The 24,059-nt window shown below is 70.9% G+C and carries 24 protein-coding genes; 10 read left to right on the forward strand and 14 right to left on the reverse strand.

The features are described from left to right. From OHA64_RS20830 to OHA64_RS20840, 3 genes are all read right to left on the reverse strand, one after another. The gene (locus tag OHA64_RS20830; RefSeq protein ID WP_405615187.1) at positions 1–1,116 is read right to left on the reverse strand and encodes an ADP-ribosylglycohydrolase family protein; all 1,116 of its coding nucleotides are present in this window, start codon (positions 1,114–1,116) and stop codon (positions 1–3) included. A gap of 161 nt (positions 1,117–1,277) precedes the next feature. Beyond that, positions 1,278–2,111, reverse strand: coding sequence for a helix-turn-helix domain-containing protein (locus OHA64_RS20835; RefSeq protein ID WP_405615189.1), 834 nt, complete (start codon positions 2,109–2,111; stop codon positions 1,278–1,280). A 247-nt stretch (positions 2,112–2,358) separates the two neighbouring features. Further along, a complete protein-coding gene (locus OHA64_RS20840; protein WP_405615191.1) occupies positions 2,359–2,793 on the reverse strand; it encodes an ATP-binding protein in 435 nt (144 codons plus the stop codon). Between the two features lie 114 nt (positions 2,794–2,907). Here OHA64_RS20840 and OHA64_RS20845 point away from each other — a divergent pair, with 114 nt between their 5' ends. The 5 genes from OHA64_RS20845 (at position 2,908) to OHA64_RS20865 (ending at position 5,247) form a co-directional block, all read left to right on the forward strand. Then, positions 2,908–3,720 (forward strand): Scr1 family TA system antitoxin-like transcriptional regulator, encoded by an 813-nt coding sequence (locus tag OHA64_RS20845; RefSeq protein WP_405615193.1) that lies wholly within the window; start codon positions 2,908–2,910, stop codon positions 3,718–3,720. Next, complete coding sequence (locus OHA64_RS20850; RefSeq protein ID WP_405615195.1) at positions 3,717–3,905, forward strand: DUF397 domain-containing protein; 189 nt, start codon at positions 3,717–3,719, stop codon at positions 3,903–3,905. The genes OHA64_RS20845 and OHA64_RS20850 overlap by 4 nt, the downstream gene beginning before the upstream one ends. A 104-nt stretch (positions 3,906–4,009) precedes the next feature. Continuing rightward, positions 4,010–4,357: a prevent-host-death family protein gene (locus OHA64_RS20855; RefSeq protein WP_405615197.1), complete on the forward strand. Its 348-nt coding sequence runs from the start codon at positions 4,010–4,012 to the stop codon at positions 4,355–4,357. A 114-nt stretch (positions 4,358–4,471) separates the two neighbouring features. After that, on the forward strand, positions 4,472–4,987 hold the full coding sequence (locus tag OHA64_RS20860) for a DUF2165 domain-containing protein (RefSeq protein WP_405615200.1): 516 nt from the start codon (positions 4,472–4,474) through the stop codon (positions 4,985–4,987). Continuing rightward, complete coding sequence (locus OHA64_RS20865; RefSeq protein ID WP_405615202.1) at positions 4,972–5,247, forward strand: hypothetical protein; 276 nt, start codon at positions 4,972–4,974, stop codon at positions 5,245–5,247. The genes OHA64_RS20860 and OHA64_RS20865 overlap by 16 nt, the downstream gene beginning before the upstream one ends. Before the next feature lie 22 nt (positions 5,248–5,269). On the opposite strand, the gene OHA64_RS20870 is transcribed toward OHA64_RS20865, so the two are convergent. After that, on the reverse strand, positions 5,270–5,815 hold the full coding sequence (locus OHA64_RS20870) for an ATP-binding protein (protein ID WP_405615204.1): 546 nt from the start codon (positions 5,813–5,815) through the stop codon (positions 5,270–5,272). Positions 5,816–5,983: 168 nt separating this feature from the next. After that, positions 5,984–7,150: a DUF5937 family protein gene (locus tag OHA64_RS20875; protein WP_405615207.1), complete on the reverse strand. Its 1,167-nt coding sequence runs from the start codon at positions 7,148–7,150 to the stop codon at positions 5,984–5,986. A 117-nt stretch (positions 7,151–7,267) separates the two neighbouring features. On the opposite strand from OHA64_RS20875, the gene OHA64_RS20880 reads away from it, so the two are divergent. The 4 genes from OHA64_RS20880 (at position 7,268) to OHA64_RS20895 (ending at position 11,099) form a co-directional block, all read left to right on the forward strand. After that, complete coding sequence (locus tag OHA64_RS20880) at positions 7,268–8,473, forward strand: amidohydrolase (protein ID WP_405615209.1); 1,206 nt, start codon at positions 7,268–7,270, stop codon at positions 8,471–8,473. Continuing rightward, positions 8,470–9,282: an amino acid ABC transporter permease gene (locus OHA64_RS20885; protein WP_405615212.1), complete on the forward strand. Its 813-nt coding sequence runs from the start codon at positions 8,470–8,472 to the stop codon at positions 9,280–9,282. The genes OHA64_RS20880 and OHA64_RS20885 overlap by 4 nt, the downstream gene beginning before the upstream one ends. Next, on the forward strand, positions 9,279–10,163 hold the full coding sequence (locus OHA64_RS20890) for an ATP-binding cassette domain-containing protein (RefSeq protein ID WP_405615214.1): 885 nt from the start codon (positions 9,279–9,281) through the stop codon (positions 10,161–10,163). The genes OHA64_RS20885 and OHA64_RS20890 overlap by 4 nt, the downstream gene beginning before the upstream one ends. A gap of 63 nt (positions 10,164–10,226) precedes the next feature. Next, positions 10,227–11,099, forward strand: a complete 873-nt coding sequence (locus tag OHA64_RS20895; protein ID WP_405615217.1) for a substrate-binding periplasmic protein — start codon at positions 10,227–10,229, stop codon at positions 11,097–11,099. A 135-nt stretch (positions 11,100–11,234) separates the two neighbouring features. Here the strand turns inward: OHA64_RS20895 and OHA64_RS20900 are convergent, their stop codons facing one another. From OHA64_RS20900 to OHA64_RS20910, 3 genes are all read right to left on the reverse strand, one after another. Further along, on the reverse strand, positions 11,235–11,804 hold the full coding sequence (locus OHA64_RS20900) for a hypothetical protein (protein WP_405615219.1): 570 nt from the start codon (positions 11,802–11,804) through the stop codon (positions 11,235–11,237). 94 nt (positions 11,805–11,898) lie between these two features. Then, positions 11,899–14,484, reverse strand: a complete 2,586-nt coding sequence (locus tag OHA64_RS20905; RefSeq protein ID WP_405615221.1) for a bifunctional FO biosynthesis protein CofGH — start codon at positions 14,482–14,484, stop codon at positions 11,899–11,901. Between the two features lie 139 nt (positions 14,485–14,623). Then, positions 14,624–15,469: an LLM class F420-dependent oxidoreductase gene (locus OHA64_RS20910; RefSeq protein ID WP_405615223.1), complete on the reverse strand. Its 846-nt coding sequence runs from the start codon at positions 15,467–15,469 to the stop codon at positions 14,624–14,626. Between the two features lie 166 nt (positions 15,470–15,635). On the opposite strand from OHA64_RS20910, the gene OHA64_RS20915 reads away from it, so the two are divergent. After that, complete coding sequence (locus tag OHA64_RS20915; protein ID WP_405615225.1) at positions 15,636–17,240, forward strand: CehA/McbA family metallohydrolase; 1,605 nt, start codon at positions 15,636–15,638, stop codon at positions 17,238–17,240. A 52-nt stretch (positions 17,241–17,292) separates the two neighbouring features. Here OHA64_RS20915 and OHA64_RS20920 read toward each other — a convergent pair whose 3' ends face one another. The 6 genes from OHA64_RS20920 to OHA64_RS20945 all read right to left on the reverse strand — a co-directional run bounded on the left by OHA64_RS20920 (position 17,293) and on the right by OHA64_RS20945 (position 23,996). Then, a complete protein-coding gene (locus OHA64_RS20920; protein ID WP_405615228.1) occupies positions 17,293–17,703 on the reverse strand; it encodes a hypothetical protein in 411 nt (136 codons plus the stop codon). 16 nt (positions 17,704–17,719) lie between these two features. Continuing rightward, positions 17,720–18,262, reverse strand: coding sequence for a protease inhibitor I42 family protein (locus OHA64_RS20925; RefSeq protein WP_405615230.1), 543 nt, complete (start codon positions 18,260–18,262; stop codon positions 17,720–17,722). A gap of 29 nt (positions 18,263–18,291) precedes the next feature. Continuing rightward, a complete protein-coding gene (locus tag OHA64_RS20930) occupies positions 18,292–18,684 on the reverse strand; it encodes a type VII secretion target (protein WP_405615232.1) in 393 nt (130 codons plus the stop codon). A 150-nt stretch (positions 18,685–18,834) separates the two neighbouring features. Continuing rightward, positions 18,835–20,424 (reverse strand): peptidoglycan-binding protein, encoded by a 1,590-nt coding sequence (locus tag OHA64_RS20935; RefSeq protein WP_405615234.1) that lies wholly within the window; start codon positions 20,422–20,424, stop codon positions 18,835–18,837. A 393-nt stretch (positions 20,425–20,817) separates the two neighbouring features. Continuing rightward, positions 20,818–22,269: an aldehyde dehydrogenase family protein gene (locus OHA64_RS20940; RefSeq protein ID WP_405615236.1), complete on the reverse strand. Its 1,452-nt coding sequence runs from the start codon at positions 22,267–22,269 to the stop codon at positions 20,818–20,820. After that, a complete protein-coding gene (locus tag OHA64_RS20945; RefSeq protein WP_405615238.1) occupies positions 22,266–23,996 on the reverse strand; it encodes an amidohydrolase family protein in 1,731 nt (576 codons plus the stop codon). Before OHA64_RS20945 ends, OHA64_RS20940 begins: the two co-directional genes overlap by 4 nt. Positions 23,997–24,059 lie beyond the last annotated feature (63 nt).

The following is a 24,059-nucleotide window of genomic DNA, read 5'->3' on the forward strand; positions in this document are numbered from 1 at the left end:
TCAGGCCCTCGGATACCTCGCCAACCATCCCGGGGACGACCCGGCCGGACCGTGCAGTGCCGGTCCCTGGGTCATCTCCATCGCGAAGTCGTCGGCCAGTTCCAGCAGGGTCGGGCGGCCCTCCAACTCGGCTATCCAGCCCGGGGGGAGGGCCGTCTCGCCGTGCAGGGCGCCCAGGAGGGCGCCGGTGAGGGCGCCGGCGGCGGCTGAGGGGCCGTCGTGGTTGACGGCCAGCCGCAGCCCGTGCCTTACGTCCTCCCCCACCAGCGCGCAGTACACCGCGGCTGCCAGCAGCCCCTCCGCCGTACCCTCCGCGAGAAGCTCCTCGACCCGGGCCGGGGTCGGCATCCCCTGCCGTACCGCGCCCAGCGCGTGTTGCAGCGCGTCCGAGACGGGCTGATGGCCCGAGCGGGCGGAGAGCAGGGCGAGCGCCCGCTGGACGGCCGTGTCCAGGCTCTCGCCGAGGGCCAGCGCGTGCACGATCGCGGCGTACGCGCCCGCCGAGAGGTAGGCGACGGGGTGGCCGTGGGTCTGCGCGGCGCACTCCACGGCGAGCTGGACGACGAGTTGCGGCTCCCAGCCGACGAGCAGACCGAAGGGCGCTGACCGGGCGGTGGCCTCGGGGCCCGCCTCGGCCGGGTTCTTGGGCGTCTCCAGCGTGCCCATGGCCTCGTCGCCGAACCCGATCAGCAGCGAGCGGGTCGGTTCCCGGCGGGCGTACAGCCACTCCTCCCGGGCCAGCCATCCGTCCTCCTTGCGCCGGAAGTCGGGTCCCCAGTCGCGCTGGGTGGCGGCCCAGCGCAGATACGCGCGGTGCAGATCGGTCGGCGGATGCCAGGCGCCGGTGTCCCGGCGGACCTGGGCGCGTATCAGCCCGTCCACGGTGAACAGGGTGAGCTGGGTGAGGTGGGAGACCGCGCCGCGCCGCCCGTGCCCGAAACCGAGATCGACGAGCCCCTCCGCGCCGTACTCCTCGCGGATCTCCTCCAGCCCGAGCCCGTCGACGGGCACGCCCAGCGCGTCCCCGACGGCCCCGCCCAGCAGCGTGCCGCGCACCCTGCTCCGGAAGTCCTGCTGCTCGACCCGCCCCCAGACGGCCCCGGCTGTCGCACCCACCAAGACCTCCCGCGGCGACCGTCCACACGTACGACAGCTCAGCACTGTAATCGAACGGGGACGAACCGCTTAAGAGGTGCTTCGTTATGCCAGGTGTGACCGGATTAGCCAGATTCGCCTTTAAATAGGCAACTATCGGCCGTACCGTGTGACATTGCTTCCTACGCTGCCGCGACGCCCGGACGACACCCCCGGCACCGGCCCGGACCTGGGGCCCGGAACGCCCGGTCGCAGCCGTCGCAGTTCTGGAGGGGGTCGGGGCGGGAGCTCTCCGGCCCTGGTTCGAAGGGGGGCGGCAGGAGGGCGGTGAGGCGGTGCGCCAGGAAGCCGACCGGGTGGCGCACGCCTTCCGGCGGCAGTCCTGCCGCGAGCGTTCGCTGAACGTCGTCGGGGGCGACGCCTCGTTCCAGCCAGATGACCACGGCCGGGGCGAGGCGGCGTACGTCGGGCTCGGCGAGGTGGAGTCGCGGGTCGCGGGTGCGGAGGCCTGTCAGTACGTTGCGGGCGGCGCGGTGGGCGGGCAGATCAGGAGCGTCCGGGCCTGGCAGCGAGGTGACCTGGGCGGGTTGTTCCGGCTCCTTGAGGTCAGGGGCCGGTTCGCGGCGCGGGGCGGGGGCCGTACGGGCCGTGCGCTTCTGGGGCTTGTTGTAGGAGGTCGTGCGGGTAACGATCCGCCCCGACGGCAGGCGCTCCTTGGTGCGGGACAGATACCCGTGCGTCTCCAACTCCCGCAGGGCCGCGGCGATCCGCGTCTCACCCTCGGGGAACTTGGCCGCCAGGACCTTGATGCCGACGAGCGTTCCGGTCGGGAGCGACTGGATGTGGGTCGCCAGGCCGATGGCCGTGAGCGACAGATCGGGATGCTGGGCCAGATGGTTTCCGACGACCGTGAACTCCTGGTTGTGGCGTTCGTCCACGTGGGCAACTCCGAGGTGGGAACGGGCGAAACGGGCGGAACGGGAGCGCGTGGGCGCGCTAAGGTGCTGATCAGTCATCGGGAAGTCTCGTTTCCTGGGTGATCAGGCCCTCGTTCGGGATGCCAGTCCCGGCGGGGGCCGTTTGCTGTGTGCGGTTGTCTGGCACCGCTGCCCTTCTGACGCTGCCTGACGAATTCGCCGACACGCCAGCGGAATCAGACGCGACCACTCGACCGGGTGACCAGGGATGCGGTGGCGACGGGCTGGGTGGGGCGGGGTTGGTTCTTTCCCCGGTTCTTTGTCTTTGGCGTCGGGCCCGGCCGGGTCACTGGTGCCTGCGATCCGGTGTCAGTTCGGCCCACACGGTCTTGGCATGCGCGGGCACCTCGTCGACGCCCCAGCGGTCCGCGTACGCCGTGACGATGCGCAGGCCGCGGCCCGATTCCAGGTCGTCGGCGACCGGGGCCGGGGTCGACGGGAGCCGGTCACCCCTGGCATCGGTCACCTCGATACGGAGGGTGCCGTCGGAGTGGAGCTTCAGCCTCAGCCGGAAATCCCGTCCCGGAACGCGCCCATGGAGTACGGCGTTCGACGCCAACTCGGCCACGATGTGCACCGCGCCCTCCAAGGGCAGGCCCCAGTCGTCCAGTTGACGCTCGGCGAGTAGACGGGCGAGTCGAGCACCTCTTCGAGTCGCGGACAACTGAACCGTGAAGTGGTGCGTCGGGGAAGTGACTTGAGAGAGGGATTTCTGGCTCATGTCACCCAGCGTGGCCAGTCGCCCCTACGCTGACCAGTAACGACACCGGTACGGACAGTGACTGTCCGGAGCTCAACCCGGGGTCGTACGGCTCGTACCACGGGAGGGGCGAGGGTGGAGGACGAGGAGACCGCGGCCGTACTCAGGACGGTCGGGCGTCAGGTAAAGGTGTGGCGGGAAGCCGCCGGGATGAAGCAGGCGGAACTCGGGGCGGCCATCGGGTACGGCGACGAGATGGTCTCGTCGGTGGAGCGTGGGCGGAGGGTCCCGAAGCCCGACTTCCTGGACAAGGCCGATGAAGTCCTCGGCGCGGGCGGGAAGCTCTCCGCAATGAAGGAGGACGTGGAGCGGGCCCGGTATCCCAAGAAGGTGCGGGATCTGGCGAAGCTGGAGGACGAGGCGGTGGAGCTCGGCGCCTACGCCAACCACAACATGCATGGCCTGCTCCAGACTCCCGAGTACGCGCGTGCGCTGTACGCGAGGCGGCGGCCCGCGTACTCGGAGGACGAGATCGACCGCCACGTCTCCGCACGCATGGCACGGCAGCGCGTCTTCGAGCGGGTGCCCGCGCCACTGCTCACTTTTGTCCTGGAGGAGGTGACCCTTCGCCGGCCCATCGGGGGCACAGTGGTGCTGAGGCAACAGCTCGAACACCTGTTGAGGATCAGCGCGTTGAGGCACGTCGAAATCCAGGTCATGCCAACGGAGTGCGAGGACCACGCGGGCTTGGCCGGGCCGATGCGAGTGCTGAAACTCCGGGACGGCAAGACGCTGGGGCACACGGAAGGGCAGCTGTACAGCCGGGTGATCAGCGATCCGAAGGAAGTTCAGGTCATGGAGATGCGCTATGGAATGATCCGGGCGCAGGCCCTCTCGCCCCGGGAGTCACTGGCCTTCATCGAGAAAGTCATGGGAGAAAAGACATGACCTCCACCACCGAGCCGACGTGGTTCAAGAGCAGCTTCAGCAGCAACGACGGTCCTGATTGCGTCGAGGTCGCCATAACCCCCGCCGACACCACCGTCCACGTACGGGACTCCAAGGACAAGAACGGCGGACAGCTCGCGTTCCGGAACGCCTCGTGGACCGAGTTCGTCACTCACCTGCACTGAACCACTCCGCGTAGCGGGCCCGGAAGGCATCGCGCGCCCTGACGACTCGGATCAGACGAGGACCGAGAGGGCCGGGTCCGCTTCGGGGCTGCGTATCAGGAGGCATGTCCACACTTATGGTCGCCTTTTCACGCCACGACCAGCAGCGCGAGGAGACGGCGGACATCACGGCCCGTCCCCTCGCCGCCCTGATCCGCAGCGACGCCGGCGAGCGGGCCCTATTGCGCGCGCTCCCCGCGGTCATTCCGTGGGTCCGTCATCTGTCGGCTGACGAGCTGAAGCAGTTCGTGACGGAGCTCATCGACGCCACGCACGACCTCGCTCAGCTGGACGTTCATGCCAACCTCCACCGGGTCGTCGTCGAATGGCGAGCGACGGCACGCATCCTCGCCGCCCCGATCTCACCGCTCAGCTCACCCGCCGACTGCCGGACGAGGACCACGGCGAGGTGACCGCGCCGTGAACTCACCCGAAAGACACCGAGTGATTCCCCAACTCCGTTGTCAGGAGCGTCATTCTGGCTCGATGTCTATGGGAGGCCGCCGCCCCCGGGGAAAATGATCGGCATGTCCACGACCCCACCCACCCCCCGCAGCGCGCTGTCCCTCGGCGCCACCCTCCTCACCGCGACCGTCGCCCTCTACATGGCCCTGGTCGCCTTCGGGAACATCACCGACTTCGGTACCAACCAGCAGTTCGTGCAACACGTCCTGGCCATGGATACGACCTTCAAGGACGAAGACCTCATGTGGAGGGCCGTCACCAGCAAGGGACTTCAGAACACGGCGTACGTCGCCATCATCGTGTGGGAGACCGTCGCCGCCCTCGTCCTGCTGTACGGGACCTGGCTGGGGGCGCGCAACGACCTCGGCCGGGCCCGCCGGTTCTCCACGTACGGCCTGCTCATGGTCATGCTGCTGTTCGGCGCCGGGTTCATAGCGATCGGCGGTGAGTGGTTCTCGATGTGGCAGTCGGAGAACTGGAACGGGCTGGAGGCGGCGACGCGGGCGTTCGTGTTCAGCGGGATCGTGCTGCTGGTGGTCAACCTGCCGTCCGGGAGCGGCAGGTGTGGCAACGGCTGACGGCGGGCCGGAGGGGTGGCGGTCGCGGCCCGACGGGCGGTGCGCTGGCGCAGACCCGCCGGCGGGTGGGGGCCGAGCCGCTGCACCGGCTGTTCGACCTGCTGCGCGGTCCGGCCGCCGGCATCGGCACCGCCGGCGTGTGGTGGCGCGGGCTGCTGGTCTGCGCGATCGACGGCACGACCATGGCGGTGCCCGGCGAATCTGGTGGCGTTCACCAAGCACCGCTGGGCTTGGGGCAAATGCTGGGACCGGGCCGATGAGGGGGGATCGTGTCCGCGTGTGTCAGAGGTACGCGATGTCGATCGGCAACCGCGGTTCAGCCGCGCCCGCCCCGTCATACGCGTCTGCCGTGACTCGTTCGTCCTCGGCTTCTGCGGCCTGTTCGTCCACCGGGCAGGGCAGTTCGACCCAGACGGTCTTGCCTCCGTCGTCGGTGCGCTCGGTGAGAACGACCCCGTTCAGCTCTTCGATCAGGGCGTGCACGATCTTCAGGCCGCGGCCACTGGTGGCCTCGGCACTGCTGTCCGCGGGGGCGGGGCAGTCGGGGTGGCCGTCGTGAACTCCCAGACGTATCCAGGCGCCGTCGCACAGTTCCACCACGACGTCGATCCGGACCGTGGCCGGGGACGCGTGGAGAACGACGTTGGTCAGCAGCTCCGAGGCGATCAGCCGTATCGCGTGGACGGCGTCGCTGCCGGTCGGAACCCCCCAGTGCCGAAGGGTGTCCAGGACGGCCCGGCGGGCGAGAGGGACCTGGTCCGGCTGGGCGGGGACACGGATGCATCGGGTGCTCTGGCGCTGAGCGTTCATGGTGTCCTGAGCGTTCATGGTCCGGGCTCCTCGTGCGGTTCCGGGTGAGGCCCCTTGCGGCGTGAGGAAACGTTAGGAGTGCCCTGGTCCCCCGCCCACGACGGTTGTCGCGGTGCCGGTAAGTCTTGGGCGGCGCGCCGCTGCGAGTCCGGGGGGACCTGGCTGCATCGGCGAGCCGGGACTCGCTCAGTGGAACAGCGCGGTGAGCAGGTCCTCGCCTAGGCTGCGTACGCGTTCCAGGTGCAGCTGGTAGTACGCGCGTCGGCCGTCGCGCTCGACGGTGACGAGGCCGGCCTCGCGCAGCCGGGCCAGATGGCGGGATACCTGCGGCAGGGTCATGCCACTGCGGGCGGCCAGTGCGGAGGGAGTGAGGGGTTCCCGGGCGATGGCGCGTGCGATCCGCTGGCGGCCCGGGTCACGCATGACCTCCAGCCGACGGTGCACCACCGCGTAGCTTGGCTGGTCGTCGCCCTCCGGGATCAGGGGGTACTGGACGACGGCCACCAGACCCGGCTCGTGCTTCACCAGGAAGTGGGGGCGGCCGAATGCGGACGGTACGACCAGCACCGGGGTGGTGGCGACGTTCACGATTCCATGGTGGAACTTGTCGAAGACGACGCGGGGCGGTTCGTCCCGGTACGACGCCGTTGAATCCAGGTCGGCCAGCGCTTTGCCGGGGCCACTGTGCTCGATGGAGTCGCGCAGCCGCGGCAGCTGTCCGGCGATCGCACGAGCCGCCCTGGCGAGGTCCGGTTCCAGGGCCCGGGCCGCCTGGGCCAGCAGGTCGAGGAGATCGGCGCGCAGGGACTCCGGGGCGTTGAGCAGCCTGCGGGCGAGTTCGGCCCGGGCCGTGGAGCGTTGCTCGGCCGCCGTCAGCAGGCCCTCGCGCTGCGCGCGGTCGTCCAGCACCCGGTTCAACGGGGCACCGGAGTTGCCGCCTCGGATCGCGTATCCGGTGAGTTCGACGAAGAGCGGCAGCGGCAGCTCCGCCACGTCGGCGAGCTCGGCGTCGAGCGGCCGGTCTCCTGCGGCACTCAGCGGGAACAGATACCGGGCCCGGTACGAGGCCCACAGCGGCGCCCAGTCCCTGATGCGCCGTCTCAGACCGGGGGTGAGAGTGGAGGCGGGCGCCCCGTCCCGTGCGGATCCCTCGCCGTCGGGGACGTCGGGGGCGTTGAGAGCGTCGGGGGCGTCGGGGGCGTCGGTTTCGAGTCCGCGGGCCCAGCGGAGCGCCCGCGGATGGTGCTCGGTCTCGGTGTAGGCGTGGAGCGCCGCGCCCAGCTCGGCGAGCGGTGAGGCACCAGCGGACACGCAGGAGGGCGAGGCGCCGGCAAGCGAAAGGACGACGCTCATGGCCACCTCCGGCCCCCGGGAATGTCGCTTACCGCTACCGCGACAACCATTGTAGGTATGGCCTTCGGGGAGTTCTACGGTTCCGGCAACCCGACCGAGCCCTCCCCCGGAGTAGCCATGAATCAGCCCGTCCCCGCCGACCTCCGCGCCGCCGTACGCGAGCGCCGGTCCATGCTGGAGCAGCTCAGCCTCGATCTGCACGGCACACCGGAGACCCGGTTCGAGGAGCACTACGCCGTCGAGCAGTTGGCTGGGCGGCTCGCCGCCGAGGGTTTCGAGGTGAACAAGGGCGTGGCCGGGCTGCCGACGGCTTTCACGGCCGTCCACCGTGGGCCGGTGGACGGTCCGACGGTCGCGGTGCTGCTGGAGTACGACGCACTGCCCGGCATCGGCCACGCGTGCGGACACAACCTCATCGCGGCCGGCGGACTGACCGCCGCCGTCGCCGCGGCTGCCGTACGGCCCGACCACCCCGGCACGCTGATGGTGATCGGCACTCCTGGTGAGGAGGGTGGCGGCGGAAAGATCCTCATGCTGGAGCGCGGCGTGTTCGAGGGCGTGGACGCGGCGGTGATGTTCCATCCGGCCGACCGCAGTCTGCGGGCCCGGCACGCACTGGCCGCAAGCCATCTGAGGCTGACCTTCCATGGTGTGGCCGCACATGCCGCCAAGATGCCCTGGGCCGGGCGTTCCGCCGCCGCGGGCGCCCAGCTTTTCCTCACGGCGGTCGACTCGCTGCGCCAGTTCATCCCGCCGACCGCGCGGGTGCACGGGATCATCGCGCACGGCGGCACCGCCCCCAACGTCGTGCCCGACCGTACCGAGGTGGAGCTCTTTGTCCGCGAGGCGACCTCCGCCGCCCTGGACGCACTGCTGCCCCGTGTCCTCGCGGCCGCCGACGGAGCCGCGCTCGCGACCGGTACCACCGTCGAGACCACGGAGACCGCGCCCCGCTACGCCGAGCGCAACGACAACATGGTGATGGCCGACAGGATCGCCGCCTACGCGGCCGACCTGAGCCTGGAGCTGGAGCCGCCGTCCCCGGCGAATCCGGCCGGTTCCTCGGACATCGGCAACGTCTCGGTCGAGCTCCCCGTGATCCATCCGTATGTGCAGATCTGCCCCCGCGACACCCCTGGGCATTCCGCCCGGATGCGCGAGGCCGCCCGTAGCCCCCGGGCCCACGACGCGGTCACGACGATGGCGACCGCCATGGCCGCGCTCGCCCTGGACCTGATCGGCGATCCCGAATTCCTCACCGCGGTCCGTACCGACTTCGATGCGTCCGCTCCCTGCTCCGCCCCTGGTCAGGAGCCGTCATGACCTCCTCGTCCCCGACCGCCCTCGCCTCGAACGCCCTGGTCGACACGTTCTTCGACTGGGACCTGATCGCGCAGACCTTCCCCCGCCTGATCACGGAGGGCCTGCTGAACACCTTGATCATCGCCGCGGGCGCGATCGTCCTCGGCGTCGCCATCGCCCTCGTGGCGGCGATGCTGCTGTTGTCGAAACGCCGGTGGGTGCGACTTCCGGCCCGGGTCTACGTCGACGTCTTCCGCGGCCTTCCGGTGATCATCACGGTGATGCTGGTCGGCGTGGGCCTGCCCGCGGCCGGGATCCGCCCGTTCGGCACCGACCCGTTCGGCTACGCGATCCTGGCGATCGGCATCATCTCCGGCGCGTACACCGCGGAGATCTTCCGCTCCGGCATCCAGAGCGTCGACCCCGGCCAGCTGCAGGCGGCCCGCAGCCTCGGTATGAGCTACCTCAAGGCGATGCGCCTGGTCGTGGTGCCGCAGGGCATCCGCCGTGTACTGCCCGCCATGGCAGGTCAGTTCGTCAAGGACATCAAGGAGAGCTCGCTCGTGTACCTGCTCGGCCTCGCCGCCGGGCAGCGCGAGCTGTACTTCATCGCGCAGGAGGAGGTCGCGCGAACGTACAACTCCTCGCCCCTGATCGCCGCGGGCATCTGCTACCTCGCCCTCACCATCCCGCTGACGTACTTCGTGAACTACCTGGACCGGCGGTTGCGCGAGGGCCCACACCGCGGAACCACCCCGGCCCCCGTCGAGCCGGATCTGCCCAAGACCCCGCTCCAGCCCGCCGGAACCGCCGGAGGAGAAGGCCGATGACCCCCGCGACCGCCGGAAGAGACCCGATGATCCCTGCGACCCCCGAGACCTCCGTGCCCTCCGAGACCTCTGTGACCTCCCGAGGGGGCCCGGTCGCCCCTTCGACCACCGCGCACGACCCGGTCACCCCGGCGGACACGGCACCCGCCACCCCTGTCGCCCTGCAGGTCATCGGCCTCAGCAAGAGCTACGGCGCCACCCCCGTGCTGCACGACATCAGCCTCGGCGTGCAGCGCGCGGAGACCCTCTGCCTGATCGGGCCCTCGGGCTCAGGCAAGTCCACCCTCCTCAAATGTCTCAACCTGCTGGAGACGTCCGACGCCGGTGAGATCTGGCTCGGCCAGACCTGCCTGACCGCGCCGCACGCCGACGTCGATGGCGCCCGCTCCCGTATCGGTATGGTCTTCCAACACTTCAACCTCTTCCCGCACATGAGCGTCGAGCGCAACGTCACGCTCGCCCTGACCTCCGTCAAGGGCATGGGCCGAGAACAGGCCCGCACCCTCGCCCGACGCCATCTCGGCGAAGTCGGCCTCGCCGCCTTCGCCGACCAGCGGCCCGGCCGACTGTCCGGCGGACAGCAGCAGCGCGTCGCCATCGCCCGCGCCCTCGCCATGGAGCCGGAGGTGATGCTCTTCGACGAGGCCACCTCCGCGCTCGACCCCGAACTGGTCAAGGACGTGCTCGCCGTGATGCGGGACCTCGCATCCGGCGGGATGACCATGGCCGTCGTCACCCACGAAATGGGCTTCGCCCGGGAGGCCGCCGACCGCGTCGCCTTCATGTGCGACGGCCGCATCGCCGAGATCGGCACCCCCGACCGGATCTTCGAGTGCGCCGATCACCCCCGGCTGCGCCAATTCCTCTCCCAGGTGCTGTGAACCGACGCCCGGCCCGTCATCTCCACCGTCGTGAACCTCCCTCTCCATCAGAAAGCCCATGTCATGCACCTCACTTCACGCAGATCACTCCTCGCCGGCGCTGTGGCCGCCACCCTGCTGTTCTCCCTCTCCGCCTGTGGCGGTGGAAGTGAGGCAGCGGACTCCTCGGCCAGTAAGTACAAGCTCGTCCAGGGCGGAGTGATCACCGCGGCCACCCAGTCCGAGCAACCGCCCTTCGCGATCACCGACGCCTCGGGCAGGCCCACCGGCTTCGCCGTCGACCTGATGAACCAAGCCGCGGGGCGCCTCGGCCTGAAGGTCCAGTACAAGACCACCACCCTTCAGGGCATACTCGCCGGCCTGTCGGCCGGGCAGTACGACATCGGCGTGGCCGGCGTCGGCGCGACGGCTGAGCGCAAGAAGCAGGTCGCGTTCACCACCCCCTACTACTGGGGCTTCACCGACGTCCTGACGCTCAAGAGCGGCAAGCAGACCGCTCTGCCGGACTTCGACGGCAAACGGGTCGGCGCCGTCAGCGGGTCCGTGCAGGAGACCTTCGTCAACCACGAGATGGGGAGAGTCGAGTTGGTGAAGTTCAAGGACCAGACCGCACTCATGACACAGCTCCTCTCCGGAGGCATCGAGGCAGCCGTCCTCGGCGGTGCCAGCGCGGACGCGTACGTCGCGAAGGAGCAGGTGCGCATCGCCGTCAAACTGGAGAGCCTCCAGGGAAGCGCCTTCCCGATGCGCAAGGACGGCGACCCGAAGCTGCTCAGGGACATCGACGCCCAGATCAACGCGATGATCGACGACGGCACCTACATCAAGCTGTACAGGAAGTACTTCCACGACCCGATCGCCATCGACCTGATCAAGGAGCGCCCGAACCTCGCCAAGCAGGTGGAGAACACCGACTTGGCCCCCGTCCGGCGCTGACACAGCGGTGGGGGCGTCCTTTGCGCGCCGCCCCCACCGCACTCGATAACAACTCGAAGTAACGCAATCAGGATCACGAGACACTAGGTGCGCTCTCGTTGTCCCACCGCCTGGGGCCTGCCACGGGCCCCTGTCCTACTTGACGACGACCACCGGTGTGCCCGTCTCGCCGAACGTCCACAGTGCCGCCCCGTCCGCCTTGCCCGTCCGGATGCCGCTGGTCTGCTTCCCGGAGGCGACGGCGGGCGGCGAGGAACCGTCCAGGGCGTTGGAGAACGCGATCGACAGGCCGGACTTGGCCGCGAAGTACATGATGTGCTCGATCTGCACGCCGTCGGAGCCGGTGGTGGCCTCCGTGCGCTGGGAGATCGTGTAGCTGCCGGGGTCCGGGCCGACCGTGCCCGGCCACACCGGGAAGCTCCGGCGGGAGACGTCGCTCGCGTCCACCAGCCACACCCGCTTCCGGCCGACGGAGTACACGACGCGCCGCCCGGTGCCGGAGTCGTCAGGCACCGCGGTGGGCGCGGCGGACTTCGACGCGGAGGGCTGCGGGCTCGCCGCTGTCGAGGCGTTCGGCCGGGCGGTGGCGGTGGGGTGCGGTCCCCGGTCCGCCTGCACGGCCAGCACGGTGACCGCCGCGACAGCGCCCACCGTCAGACCGGTCACCCAGACCCACGAGGGAAGCCGTCGGGCAGGCACGGGCACGCATCTCCTCAGCTACGGGACCCCTCCCACGAGGGGTCCGATCATCGTACTGTGGGCGGCCCGCGCTGCCCTCCACGCTCCGGCGCCGGTTCGCTCAGTCCAGCACCGGCAGCAGCTCCGGCAGGTGCCCGTCCGAGGCGGTCGCCGCGTGCTGCCGTTCCTGCGGTACGTCCCCGTACAGCGTGGTACGCGGCTTCGCCGGACGGCCGGCCGCGTCGGCCACCGCGATCAGGTCCTTGACGGACTTGTACGAGCCGTAGGAGGAGCCCGCCATCCGGGAGATGGTCTCCTCCATCAGCGTGCCGCCGAGGTCGTTCGCGCCGGAGCGGAGCATCTCGGCCGCGCCCTCCGTGCCCAGCTTCACCCAGCTGGTCTGGATGTTGGGGATGTACGGGTGCAGGAGCAGCCTGGCCATCGCCGTCACCGCCCGGTTGTCCCGCATGGTCGGGCCGGGGCGCGCGATGCCCGCCAGATACACCGGCGCGTTGGTGTGGATGAAGGGGAGCGTGACGAACTCCGTGAAGCCGCCGGTGCGTTGCTGGATCCCGGCGAGCGTCCGCAGGTGCCCCAGCCAGTGCCTCGGCTGGTCCACGTGCCCGTACATCATCGTCGAGGACGACCGGATCCCCAGCTCGTGCGCGGTCGTGACCACCTCGATCCAGGTGGCCGCCGGCAGCTTGCCCTTGGTCAGGATCCAGCGGACCTCGTCGTCGAGGATCTCGGCGGCCGTGCCGGGAATCGAGTCGAGACCGGCCTCCTTCGCCGCCGTCAGCCACTCGCGGATCGACATCCCGGTGCGGCTCGCGCCGTTGACGACCTCCATCGGCGAGAAGGCGTGCACATGCATGCCGGGGACGCGCTCCTTCACCGCCTTCGCGATGTCGAAGTACGCCGTGCCGGGCAGGTCCGGGTGGATGCCGCCCTGCATGCAGACCTCCACCGCGCCCACCTCCCAGGCCTGTTGGGCTCGGTCGGCGACCTGGTCGAGGGAGAGCGTGTACGCGTCGGCGTCGGTACGGCGTTGCGCGAAGGCGCAGAAACGGCAGCCGGTGTAGCAGACGTTGGTGAAGTTGATGTTCCGGGTGACGATGTACGTCACGTCGTCGCCGACCACCGACTTACGGACGTCGTCCGCCACCTCGCACAGCGCGTCCAGCGCCGGGCCGTCCGCGTGCAGCAGGGCGAGGGCCTCGTCGTCGGTCAGCCTCGTCGGGTCGTCGGCCGCCGTGGCCAGCGCCTGTCGCACGTCCGTGTCGATGCGCTCGGGTGCCATGCCGGGGACGGCCGCCTCACGCAGGGCGCCCCAGTCGCCGTACACCTCGTCGAAGTCGTCACGACGGTCGGAGGTGCGGCCCTCGGTGTCGATGGTGCGGTGCAGGTCGGTTCGGCCGGTCGACTCGAAGACCTCCTCGGGCTCCTGCCAGGGGTGCCCCTCGACCACCGCGTCCGGCCGCGCGAGCCCCGTCTCCGGGTCCGCCAGCGCGGCCACGTGCGGACGCAGCCGCGGGTCCAGCCAGGGCTCGCCGCGCCGGACGAACTCGGGATACACGCACAGACGTTCCCGCAGCTCGAACCCGGCCGCCTCGGACCGTGCCGCGAGTTCCTCGATCTGCGGCCAGGGGCGTTCGGGGTTGACGTGGTCGATGGTGAGCGGGGAGACCCCGCCCCAGTCGTCGATACCGGCCCCTATGAGCCGCTCGTACTCGGAGTCGACCAGGTTCGGCGGGGCCTGCAGACAGGCGGCCGGGCCCATGATGTGGCGGGCGACGGCCACCGTGGCGACCAGCTCGTCGAGTTCCGCGTCCGGCATGCCGCGCATCGCGGTGTCCGGCTTGGCGCGGAAGTTCTGGATGATCAGTTCCTGGACCGAGTGATAGGCCCGGGAGACCTTCCGCAACGCGAACAGGGACTCGGCCCGCTCCTCGAACGTCTCGCCGATCCCGATCAGGATCCCGGACGTGAAGGGCACGGAGGAACGGCCGGCGTCCTCCAGGACCCGCAGCCGGACGGCCGGCTCCTTGTCCGGGGAGCCGTGGTGCGGGCCGCCGGGCTCGGACCACAGCCTGGTCGCGGTCGTCTCCAGCATCATGCCCATGGACGGGGCGACCGGCTTGAGCCGCTGGAAGTCCGTCCAGGTCAGCACCCCGGGGTTGAGGTGGGGCAGCAGGCCCGTCTCCTCCAGGATCCGGATGGAGATGGCACGGACGTAGGCGATGGTGTCGTCGTAGCCGTGCGCGTCGAGCCACTCGCGGGCCTCCGGCCAGCGGTCCTCGGGCTTGTCGCCGAGGGTGATCAGGGCTTCCTTGCAGCCGAGGGCGGCACCACGACGTGCCACGTCGAGCACCTCGTCGGGCGACATGAACATCCCGTGACCCTCCCGGCGCAGCTTGCCGGGCACGGTGACGAAGGTGCAGTAGTGGCACTTGTCCCGGCACAGCCGGGTGAGCGGGATGAAGACGCTCTTCGAGTACGTGATGACGCCTTGGCGGCCCGCCGCCTCCAGGCCCGCGTCCCGCACCCGGGCGGCGGACGCGGTGAGGTCGTCGAGGGCCTCGCCGCGGGCCTGCAGCAGCACCGCCGCCTCGGACACGTCGAGGGCGACGCCGTCCCGGGCGCGTTTGAGGGCGCGACGCATGGAGTTGTCGGTGGGTCCGGTTCCGGGGGTCGCGGAGGTCGTCATCCTTCGAGCATACGGAGGGGCTCCGCCGGTTCAGCGGGGACGGGGGGCCTCGAGGGGCTGCGGTGCGTGGCCGGGTGCGGGTGGCTGGTGGCTGGTCGCGCAGTTCCCCGCGCCCCCAGATGGGCTGCCCGGCCCTCGGCTACAAGTACGCCGCGTATTCGTCCAGCACCCGCAGCACCTCCGCCTCCCCCGCGGGCGGCAGCTGCACCACGACCTCCTCGATGCCGAGGTCCGCGTAGTGCGCGAGCTTGCCCGGGCTCGGGTGGACGGCGTACGGGACGATCTGGAGGCTGGCCGGGTCCCGTCCGGCGTCCGCCCAGGCCGCCCGCAGCACGGGCAGCGACTCGGACAGTCCCCGCCCGCCGATCGGCAGCCACCCGTCGGCGTACGCGCAGATGTGGGCGAACAGCTTCGGTCCGGCGGCACCGCCGACGAGCGTGCGCGGCCCGACGACCGGTCCGCGCGGCTTCTGTACTGGTTTGGGGTACGCGAAGCTGGCCCGCACGCTCCCGAACTCCCCCTCGTGCGGAGTCGGCGCCTCGCTCCACAGGGCCCGCATCAGCGCCATCCGGTCCCGGACGAGCTCACGCCGGGTGCGCCACTCGACACCGTGGTCGGCGGCCTCCTCGACGTTCCAGCCGAAGCCGAGGCCGAGCGTGAACCGCCCGCCGGAGAGGTGGTCGAGTGTCGCGACCTGCTTGGCGAGGTCGATCGGGTCGTGCTGGGCGACCAGTGTGATGCCGGTGCCCAGTCCCAGCCGCTCGGTCACCGCCGCCGCCTGGCCGAGCGCGACGAAGGGGTCGAGGGTCCGGCCGTACTCGGGCGGCAGGTCGCCGCCGGCCGGGTACGGGCTGGTCCGCTCGACGGGGATGTGCGTGTGCTCGGGCAGATACAGCCCGGCGAACCCGCGGTGCTCCAGCTCGCGGGCGAGCCGGGTCGGGGCGATCGTCTCGTCGGTGAGGAAGACCGTCACGGAGATGCGCATGGCACATCTGTACCGGCTGCCGGTCCAGCTGTCCATACCGACCGGTCGGCATTATTCGGACGCTCGAGGGGCATCTCATCGGACGCCCATGCGACGCCATGGACCGGGATGCGCCAATTCCCCTGTCTTTCCACGGCAGTTCACACCTCTCCGGCACGGTGGAGGCATGTGTGACGACAACGACGGCAACCATGAAGACGGCCACCACCACGACAACAACACCAACGACAGCAACATCAACGACAACAACGACGGCAACGAGGCCCGGCACGGCGTCGGAAGACGCGCCCTGTTCGTGACGGGAGCCGCCGCCGCGCTTACGTTGGGAAGCGTGAGCTTCGCTTCAGCGGCCGGGGCGGCCGACGGAGGACCGGAGACGAGGACCGTGCGCGGCACGCTGCCCGCCGGCTCCCCCGACTTCGTGTACGTACCCGTCGAGGTCCCCTCCGGCGTACGGGAGATCAAGGTCGCGTACAGCTACGACCGGCCCGCCGTACCGGCCGGCACCCCGGGCAACGCCCTCGACATCGGCATCTTCGACGAGCGCGGAACCGAGCTGGGCGGCCGGGGCTTCCGGGGCTGGTCGGGCGGCGCCCGCACGGAATTCTTCCTGCGCGCGGACGACGCGACGCCGGGCTACCTCCCGGGTCCGGTGCGCGAGGGCACCTGGCACATCGCGCTCGGGCCGTACACGGTCGCCCCGCAGGGCCTGGCATACGAGATCACCGTCACCCTGACCTACGGCGAACCGGGCGAGACCGTGGCGCCGACGTACCCGCCGTCCCGGGCGAAGGGCCGGGGCCGCGCCTGGTACCGCGGGGACTGCCATCTGCACTCCTGGCACTCCGACGGCCGCCGCACGCCGGCCGAGATCGCGGCGCTGGCACGGGCCGCGGGCCTGGACTTCATCAACTCCTCGGACCACAACACGCACGCGTCGCATCCGCACTGGGCGTCCGAGGCCGGTGACGACCTGCTGATCATGCTGGGTGAGGAGGTCACCACGAGGAACGGCCACGTGGTCGCCCTCGGCACCGACCCGGGGACCTTCGTCGACTGGCGCTACCGGGCCCGCGACAACCGCTTCGGCCGCTTCGCCCGCCAGATCCGCCGCGCGGGCGGCCTGGTCGTCCCCGCCCACCCCCACGCCACCTGTGTCGGCTGCAACTGGAAGTTCGGGTTCGGGGAGGCGGACGCGATCGAGGTGTGGAACGGACCGTGGACACCCGACGACGAGGTGGCCCTCGCCGACTGGGACAGCATGCTGGTGGCGTCGGAGCGCTCCGGCGACGGTGCGTGGATCCCGGCGATGGGCAGCAGCGACGCCCACCGCGACCCGGACTCGGTCGGGTCGCCCCAGACGGTGGTGCTGGCCGACGACCTGAGCCGCGAGGCCGTCCAGGAGGGCATCCGGGCGGGCCGCTCGTACGTGGCCGAGTCGAAGAACGTGTCCCTCGCCTTCACGGCGTCCGGCGGCCGGGGCGAACACGCGGGCATCGGGGAGCGGTTGCGGGTCGGCCGCGACACTCCGGTGACGGTCCGGCTGGAGGTGACGGGGGCCCCGCGCTGCCTGGTCCGCCTCGTCACCGACCAGGGCGTCCTGTTCACCGGCGGACCGCTGCCGGTGACGGGATCGGGGGTCGTGGAGTGGCGTACGACGCCTGCGTACGCGGCCTACGTCCGCGCGGAGCTGCGGCACGAGACGGCGGCGGGCCCTCTGCCGGGCGCACTCGCGGCGTTCACCAACCCGATCTTCCTGGGCCGCGCGTAGGCCGCCGCCGGGACGGGTCGGATCTGCTCGGGTCAGTTCTGCTCGGGTCAGATCAGTTCTGCTGGGCGCGCGCCCTCGCCAGGTGCTTCAGTTCGATGATCGTCGCGACGGCTCCCAGCCAGCGGGCCGTGGCCTCGTCGGCGGGGGCGCCGCCCGCGAGCTGGGTGGCGGCCTCCAGCCAGCCCCGTACGATCTGCGCCGCCTCGGGACGCGGCAACGGCTCGGGCAGCTCCGCGGCGTACGCCACGCCTCCGGCCCGGACCACCTCGGCGAGGAAGGCCACGGAGCGCGGCTGGGTGTGGAGCCGGTCGAGCGTCACGGCGGCCGCCGCGGCGCCGTCACCGAAGAGGGCGGTTCGGCGGGGGCCGGCCTCGGCGGTGAGGCCGTAGCGCAGGAGGACCGTGACGTCGAGTGCGGCCAGTTCGTCGTCGGTGCGGTCCGGGTGCTGCGGGCTGGCGTTCATTGGTGCGGTCCTCGGCTCAGCTGACGGTGACGGTGTAGGTGACCCGCTCGGGCTCGGACGGCTTGGCGGACCCGCTCGGCGTGACGGACCCGCTCGGCGACGGCGTCGGCGACGGCGTGGAAGCCGAGCCGCTGCCGTTGCCACTGCCGTCGCAGGGGGCCTTGAACGTGCAGTGCGTCAGCACGATCTCGGTGCTGCCCTTGCCTGTGGCCTCGAAGGTGAAGGTGAGGCTGCTGCCGGCGCCGGGCACCGGCTCGTCGCCGGAGTCCGACTCGCTCTTACGGCCCTGGCTGCGGACCACCGAGGTGTCGGGCTTCGGATCGGCCAGGTACCAGTGCTCGCGGGTGGAGGCGTTCTCCTCGACGGTGAGCGTGAAGCGCTCGCCGACCTCGGCGGCGATGCTGCGGTCCCCGACGGGGTGGCTGGTGGGCTTCTCCGCACTCGTACTCGTATCCGTACTCGTACCCGTGTCTTCCCCTCCGCACCCCGTGGCGAGGGCGAGGAACGCGACCGCGGTGACCACCGCCCTGCTGCGGGATGTGGACGCCGTACGCGTCATCGGATTCGCTGTTGGCACCGGACAACCTCTCAGTACTGGGACAGAGCAGAGGGCCGCTCGGCATAGGTCGGCATCGTGGTCAGGGCGCTGTCGCCCACCAGCACGCCACTGGCCTGGGACTCGACGAGGCCGTCGCTGCCGGAGTACGCCCCCTTGGAGAGGCGCAGCTTGTCGGCGAGTTCGTGCAGCGCGTCCTCGATCGTGCGGGCCTCCGCCGTCCAGGCCCCGGCGTACGAGTTGAACGCTGCCGCGGAGTCGGCGCCGCCCAGCGTCTCCGTCGAGTAGCAGGCCCTGGAGTCGATCGCGGTGCGAATCGTCCCCGCGTCGTCGCCCGCGTCGTTCAGCTGTTTCGCCTGGCCGGTGAGCCCGCTCTTCTCCACGCCGAAGTCCGGCGCGGACGCGGAGTCGTGTGCAATGGCCATCGTCATCCCCCTGTCCCCCGTAGATCCCCCGTTGATCACATCCGCGGGAGGCTAACACGCGTCGCGGAAGCGAATCCTCAGGGATCACACGCCCCGCACGCGGCTCCCACACCATCCCCGCGCATGCCCCTCCGGCCCGGGCGCGCCGCCCTACTGCGGGACGTAGACGCTGTACGCGTCGTTGAGTTCGCCGTTCGACGCCTTGCCCATGTGGCCGTTGATGAAGTCGTCCTCGCTGACCCAGGTGGTGGTGCCCCAGGGGTTGTAGATCTGCAGCATGTCGCCCTCCTGGCCGATGATGGTCATCGCGTGGGCGCCGTCGGAGCTCTTGACGTCGACCGGGACGGGCTTTCCCTCGGCGACGGACTTCTCGACGTCGGTCAGGACCTGCCGGCGTTCGTCGGCGTTGTTCATGTCGTGGCGCTGGTAGTCGTCGCCGGTGGCGCCGCCGATGGCGTCGTCGGCTATGCGTTCCTGTCCCTCGGGGCCCATGCCGCCCCAGTTGGCGCCGCCGTCGCCTTCCGTGTGCAGCCGGTGCTGTTCCTCCACCAGGCGCTGCCGGAACGCTCCGGGGTCGTCCTCCTGGCCGCTGGGCCCGCCGGTGAGTTCGAGGGCGTAGAGGGGGTCGACCATGGCGCGCGCGGTGACGGTGGACGAGGCCACGCAGGTGCCCTCCGAGCCGTCGCCGCCCTGGATCCACTTCTGACCGTCGAAGGTCTGGTCGTCGGTGTTGACGCTGGACCCGTTGGCGTTCGTGCCCTCGTCCTTGAGGCTGTCACCCTGCGTGGTGATCGGCGACAGGTGCCGCTGCAGCCACGCAGGGTCCTTGCCCTGGATCTTGTAGGCGAACTCGTCGATCTCGTCGACGCTGCGGCCCGCGGCGAGGGCCTTCATGAGATACGCCTTCTCCTGCGGGGACGACGTGTTCGTCATGAGGAGTTCCATCCGGGCCCGGTCGGCCGGCGGGAGGTTGTCCATGGCCCGGCCCGAGCGCTCCAGCTCGTTGGCGGAGAGGATCTCGTTGTACTCCGCCGCGCCCTTCGCCCCGCTGGCGTCGGCGAGCATGAGACGGTCGACCGGGGACAGCTCGTCGGAGTCCATCTTCCCGGCACGGGCCTCGCTGGCCCATTTGTTCAGGTCCCGGGCCGCGACGCGGCGGGCCTCACCGGCGGCAAGAACGGCCTTCCGCATCTCACCGACGCCGTAGGAGGCGAAGTGGGCGGCGTTCTTGCGGTCCCACTCCTCCTCGTCGTTCTCGCGCAGGTTGTCGAAGAAGCCCTCGCGGTCGCTACCCATCTCGTTCAGCGCCTGCCGCAGCTTCCCCCGGCCGACGCCGTCCTGACTCTGGGCGTCCAGGATCGCGTCCGCCAGGACGATCAGCGCCCGGGAACCGCCCGCGAACGCGTCCGCCATGTCCGACACCGCCCGCGCCACGGCACTCACCGCGTCCGAGGCGAGAACACTCGTGTCGCCCACCCAGACCTCCGGCAAACCCTTGCGGGCCACCTTGTCCACCCGGTCGTGCAGGCTCATGACCTCGTCGAGCTGGTCCCGATACCGCCTGCCGAGCGCTTCCAGCGTTCCCGGGTCGCCTTCCGGCGGGGGCTCCGAGAAAGCCAGGTCTATCAGGTCCAGCAGATCGTTCTTGCTGCCGGCCGCCAGCATGCGCTCACTCAGCCCGGCCAGCCGCTCCGCCCGCTCGGCCGCGGACTCGTTCGCACCCCGCAACACCCCTGCCATCGCCGGCCCCGTTCCCCCGTTTTTCGTCCCGGCGGTACCGTGCGCGGGACACTGAACATGATCACGCCCGCGGGACGCTAACACGCGACGGAGGTCCACACGCCGGACGATCACACGCCCCGCACGCGACGCCCACAGCATCCTCGCGACGGGGCCCTGCCGAAGGCTGAAGGCCTGACCGACCGGACCGACTGCGTCGGCGAGATCGCCTGCGCCGCCATGCGTGACGGCACCACGGCCACCCTCGCCTTCCTGGCCCTGGCCGCCTACCTGCTCCCGGTCGGCGCGGCCGCCCTGTGGCGCTTCACCCGCACCGACATCGGCTGAACGACCCTCGCACGCCCTGCCCAGGCGGTTGGCCGCAGGTGAGGGACACCTCCGCCCAAGCGCGTCTCACCCCGGCCACACGATCGCCTGCACCTCGCTGTACGCATGCAGCGCGTACGACCCCACGTCCCGCCCCACCCCGCTCCTCTTGAACCCCCCGAACGGCGCCTCCATGTTGCGGCCGACGGTGTTGACGCCCACCCCGCCGGCTCTCAACTGCCGGGCGACGCGGAAGGCGCGGGCCACGTCCGCGGACCAGACGTAGTCGATGAGGCCGAAGTCGCTGTCGTTGGCCAGTTCCACCCCCTCCTCCTCGTCGTCGAAGGGGATGACCGTCACGACCGGGCCGAAGATCTCCTCCCGGGCGACCCGCATGTCGTTGGTGCAGTCGGCGAGGAGGGTGGGGGTGACGTAGAAGCCCCTTTCCAGCGGCGGTCGTTCACCGCCCGACACCACCACCGCCCCTTCCTTGCGGCCGAGTTCGACGTACGACTCCACCCGGTCCCGGTGGGCCGCCGAGATCACCGGTCCGACGACCGTGTCCCGCTCGCTGGGGTCACCCACCTTCAACCGGCGTGCGTACCCGGCCAGTTGCTCAACCAGACGGTCGTACACGCCCCGCTGGGCGAGCACCCGCGTCGGTGCCGTGCAGATCTGGCCGCTGTAGAAGGAGAAGGTCGTTCCGATGCCGGCCACCGCCGCGCCGATGTCCGCGTCGTCGAGGACGACCGCCGCGCCCTTCCCGCCCAGCTCCATCAGCTGGCGTTTCATGTCCCGGCCGCACACCTCGGCGATGCGCTGTCCCACCGCCGTCGACCCGGTGAAGCTCACCATGTCGACGTCGGGGGAGGCCACGGACTCCTCCCCCACCTCGACCGAGCGGCCCGAGACGACGTTCACCACCCCGCGCGGCACCCCGGCCGCCTCCAGCGCCTCGGCCATCCGGTAGACGGAGAGCGGGTCCTGCGGGGCCGGTTTCACCACCACCGTGTTGCCCATGGCGAGGGCGGGGGCCACCTTGCCGGCCGGGTTCGCCCAGGGGTTGTTGTACGAGGTGACGCAGGTGACGACGCCGACGGGCTGCCGCACGGCCAGCGCGCCCATCACCGCCGCCCGTCCCATCGGCCCGGCCTCGTTGATCTGCGGCGCGATCGCCCACTCGGCGGGTTCCACGCGTGCGTAGCGCCGGAACCGGGCGGCGGCCACCCCGACCTGCATGGCCCGCGCCGTCGCCGTCGTCGCGCCGGTCTCCGCCCGGGCCAGCGCGGCGTACGGCTCGACCTGGCCGCGGATGATGTCCGCGGCCCGGCCGAGGACCGCCGCCCGTTCCTCCGGCGCCGTGCGCGACCACGGTCCGAAGGCCTCGCGGGCCGCGGCGCAGGCCGCGCGCACCTGGTCCCGCGAGGCCTCCGGCGCCCACCCGACGGTCCCCTCGGTCGCCGGGTCGACGACCTCGTAGTGGCCGCCCTCCGGCTCCACCCAGGCGCCACCGACGAACAGCCGCTGTTCTTCGGTCACTTGGTGGCCACCGTCCGCGTGTCGCGCCCCGAGCGCAGCACCTTCCCCGGCACCGCCCCGTTCACCACGTCGTCCCGGATCGCCTCGACCCCGTTGACCCACACGGCCCGGATCCCGATGGCCTTGGAGTCCAGCCGCGGGCTGTCACCCGGCAGGTCGTGCACCAGGGTGGCCGTGCCCGCGGCGATCCGTTCCGGGTCGAAGAGGACCAGGTCCGCATGGAAGCCCTCCTCGATACGACCGCGCTCGCGGAGTCCGAACAGCCGCGCCGGGTCGTCCGTCAGCATCTTCACGGCCTGCTCCAGGCCGACCAGCTTCCGGCCGCGCAGACAGTCCCCGATGAAGCGTGTCGTGTACGGCGCTCCGCACATCCGGTCCAGATGCGCGCCCGCGTCGGAGCCGCCGAGCAGGACGTCCTCGTGCTGCCAGGTCTCGGCGCGCAGCGCCCAGGACGCCGGGTCGTTGTCGGTCGGCATGGGCCACAGGACCGTACGCAGGTCGTCGGCGGCGCAGATCTCCACCAGGCACTCGAAGGGCTCCTGCCCGCGTTCCGCGGCGATGTCCCGCACCACCCGCCCGCTCAGACCCCGGTTCGCCTCGCTGTACGTGTCGCCGATGACGTACCGCCCGAAGTTCGCCAGCCGGCGGAAGACGCCCGCCTCCTTGGACCCGGCGCGCTCCAGCATCCCCGCGCGTACGTCGGGGTCGCGCAGTTTCTCCAGACGTTGCGGGACGGGCAGCCCGAGAATCGGGCCCCAGCCCGGGATGAGGTTCAGGGCGCAGAACGTGCCCAGGGACATGTTCATCGGCGTGAGGATCGGCATGGTCAGCGCCACCACCCGGCCGCCCGCCTTGCGCGCCTGTTCGCTGGCGAACAGCTGCCTGGGCACCCGCTCCGGGACGGACGCGTCGATGGTCAGGACGTTCCAGTTCAGGGGGCGTCCGGCCGCCGCGCTCATCTCCACGAACAGCTCGATCTCGGCGTCGCTGAACTGGTCCAGGCAGCCCGCGACGATCGCCTCGATCTGGGTGCCCTCGTGTTCCCCGACGGCCCGCGAGAGGGCCAGCAGCTCGGCGGGCAGCGCGTGCCGGGAGGCGACCGGTTCGCCGTCGCCGTCGGAGTGGGTGGACGACTGGGTGGTGGAGAGACCCCAGGCGCCCGCGTCCATCGCCTCGTGGAGCAGCCGGAGCATCTGCGCGAGCTGCTCCTCGCTGGGCTGTCCGCCGATCGCGTCCGGTCCCATCACATACCGGCGCAGCGCGCAGTGCCCCACCATGAAGCCCGCGTTGACCGCGATCCGCCCCTCCAAGGCGTCCAGGTACTCCCCGAACCCGTGCCAGCTCCAGGGCGCCCCCTCCTCCAGCGCGACCAGGGACATCCCCTCCACCTTGGACATCATCCGGCGGGTGTAGTCGGCGTCCTCGGGGCGGGCCGGGTTGAGGGGCGCGAGGGTGAACCCGCAGTTGCCTGCGGCGACGGTCGTCACGCCGTGGTTGAGGGAGGGCGTGGCATACGGGTCCCAGAACAGCTGGGCGTCGTAGTGGGTGTGCGGATCGACGAAGCCGGGGGCGAGGACGAGACCGGAGGCGTCCTCGGTGGTGCGGGCTTCCTCGGTGATCTGCCCGACGGTGGCGATACGGCCGTCCCGGACACCGACGTCGGCGGTGTAGGCGGGCGCGCCCGTGCCGTCGACGACGGTCGCTCCCTTGATGACGTGATCGAGCATGGGGCTTGCCTCCTTGGGCTCCGGGCCGGTGTACGTGCCTCAGGGGCGCGGGGCTGTGTCGAT

Origin of the sequence: Streptomyces sp. NBC_00076, from assembly GCF_045041235.1 — a bacterium.
GTDB lineage: Bacteria > Actinomycetota > Actinomycetes > Streptomycetales > Streptomycetaceae > Streptomyces.

Excerpts from the sequence above, each read along its gene's own strand:
- OHA64_RS20835 (WP_405615189.1), bottom strand. The coding sequence starts at position 2,111 with ATGACTGATCAGCACCTTAGCGCGCCCACGCGCTCCCGTTCCGCCCGT.
- OHA64_RS20840 (WP_405615191.1), bottom strand. The coding sequence starts at position 2,793 with ATGAGCCAGAAATCCCTCTCTCAAGTCACTTCCCCGACGCACCACTTC.
- OHA64_RS20850 (WP_405615195.1), top strand. The coding sequence starts at position 3,717 with ATGACCTCCACCACCGAGCCGACGTGGTTCAAGAGCAGCTTCAGCAGC.
- OHA64_RS20855 (WP_405615197.1), top strand. The coding sequence starts at position 4,010 with ATGTCCACACTTATGGTCGCCTTTTCACGCCACGACCAGCAGCGCGAG.
- OHA64_RS20860 (WP_405615200.1), top strand. The coding sequence starts at position 4,472 with ATGTCCACGACCCCACCCACCCCCCGCAGCGCGCTGTCCCTCGGCGCC.
- OHA64_RS20870 (WP_405615204.1), bottom strand. The coding sequence starts at position 5,815 with ATGAACGCTCAGGACACCATGAACGCTCAGCGCCAGAGCACCCGATGC.
- OHA64_RS20875 (WP_405615207.1), bottom strand. The coding sequence starts at position 7,150 with ATGAGCGTCGTCCTTTCGCTTGCCGGCGCCTCGCCCTCCTGCGTGTCC.
- OHA64_RS20880 (WP_405615209.1), top strand. The coding sequence starts at position 7,268 with ATGAATCAGCCCGTCCCCGCCGACCTCCGCGCCGCCGTACGCGAGCGC.
- OHA64_RS20885 (WP_405615212.1), top strand. The coding sequence starts at position 8,470 with ATGACCTCCTCGTCCCCGACCGCCCTCGCCTCGAACGCCCTGGTCGAC.
- OHA64_RS20890 (WP_405615214.1), top strand. The coding sequence starts at position 9,279 with ATGACCCCCGCGACCGCCGGAAGAGACCCGATGATCCCTGCGACCCCC.
- OHA64_RS20895 (WP_405615217.1), top strand. The coding sequence starts at position 10,227 with ATGCACCTCACTTCACGCAGATCACTCCTCGCCGGCGCTGTGGCCGCC.
- OHA64_RS20905 (WP_405615221.1), bottom strand. The coding sequence starts at position 14,484 with ATGACGACCTCCGCGACCCCCGGAACCGGACCCACCGACAACTCCATG.
- OHA64_RS20910 (WP_405615223.1), bottom strand. The coding sequence starts at position 15,469 with ATGCGCATCTCCGTGACGGTCTTCCTCACCGACGAGACGATCGCCCCG.
- OHA64_RS20915 (WP_405615225.1), top strand. The coding sequence starts at position 15,636 with ATGTGTGACGACAACGACGGCAACCATGAAGACGGCCACCACCACGAC.
- OHA64_RS20920 (WP_405615228.1), bottom strand. The coding sequence starts at position 17,703 with ATGAACGCCAGCCCGCAGCACCCGGACCGCACCGACGACGAACTGGCC.
- OHA64_RS20925 (WP_405615230.1), bottom strand. The coding sequence starts at position 18,262 with ATGACGCGTACGGCGTCCACATCCCGCAGCAGGGCGGTGGTCACCGCG.
- OHA64_RS20930 (WP_405615232.1), bottom strand. The coding sequence starts at position 18,684 with ATGGCCATTGCACACGACTCCGCGTCCGCGCCGGACTTCGGCGTGGAG.
- OHA64_RS20935 (WP_405615234.1), bottom strand. The coding sequence starts at position 20,424 with ATGGCAGGGGTGTTGCGGGGTGCGAACGAGTCCGCGGCCGAGCGGGCG.
- OHA64_RS20945 (WP_405615238.1), bottom strand. The coding sequence starts at position 23,996 with ATGCTCGATCACGTCATCAAGGGAGCGACCGTCGTCGACGGCACGGGC.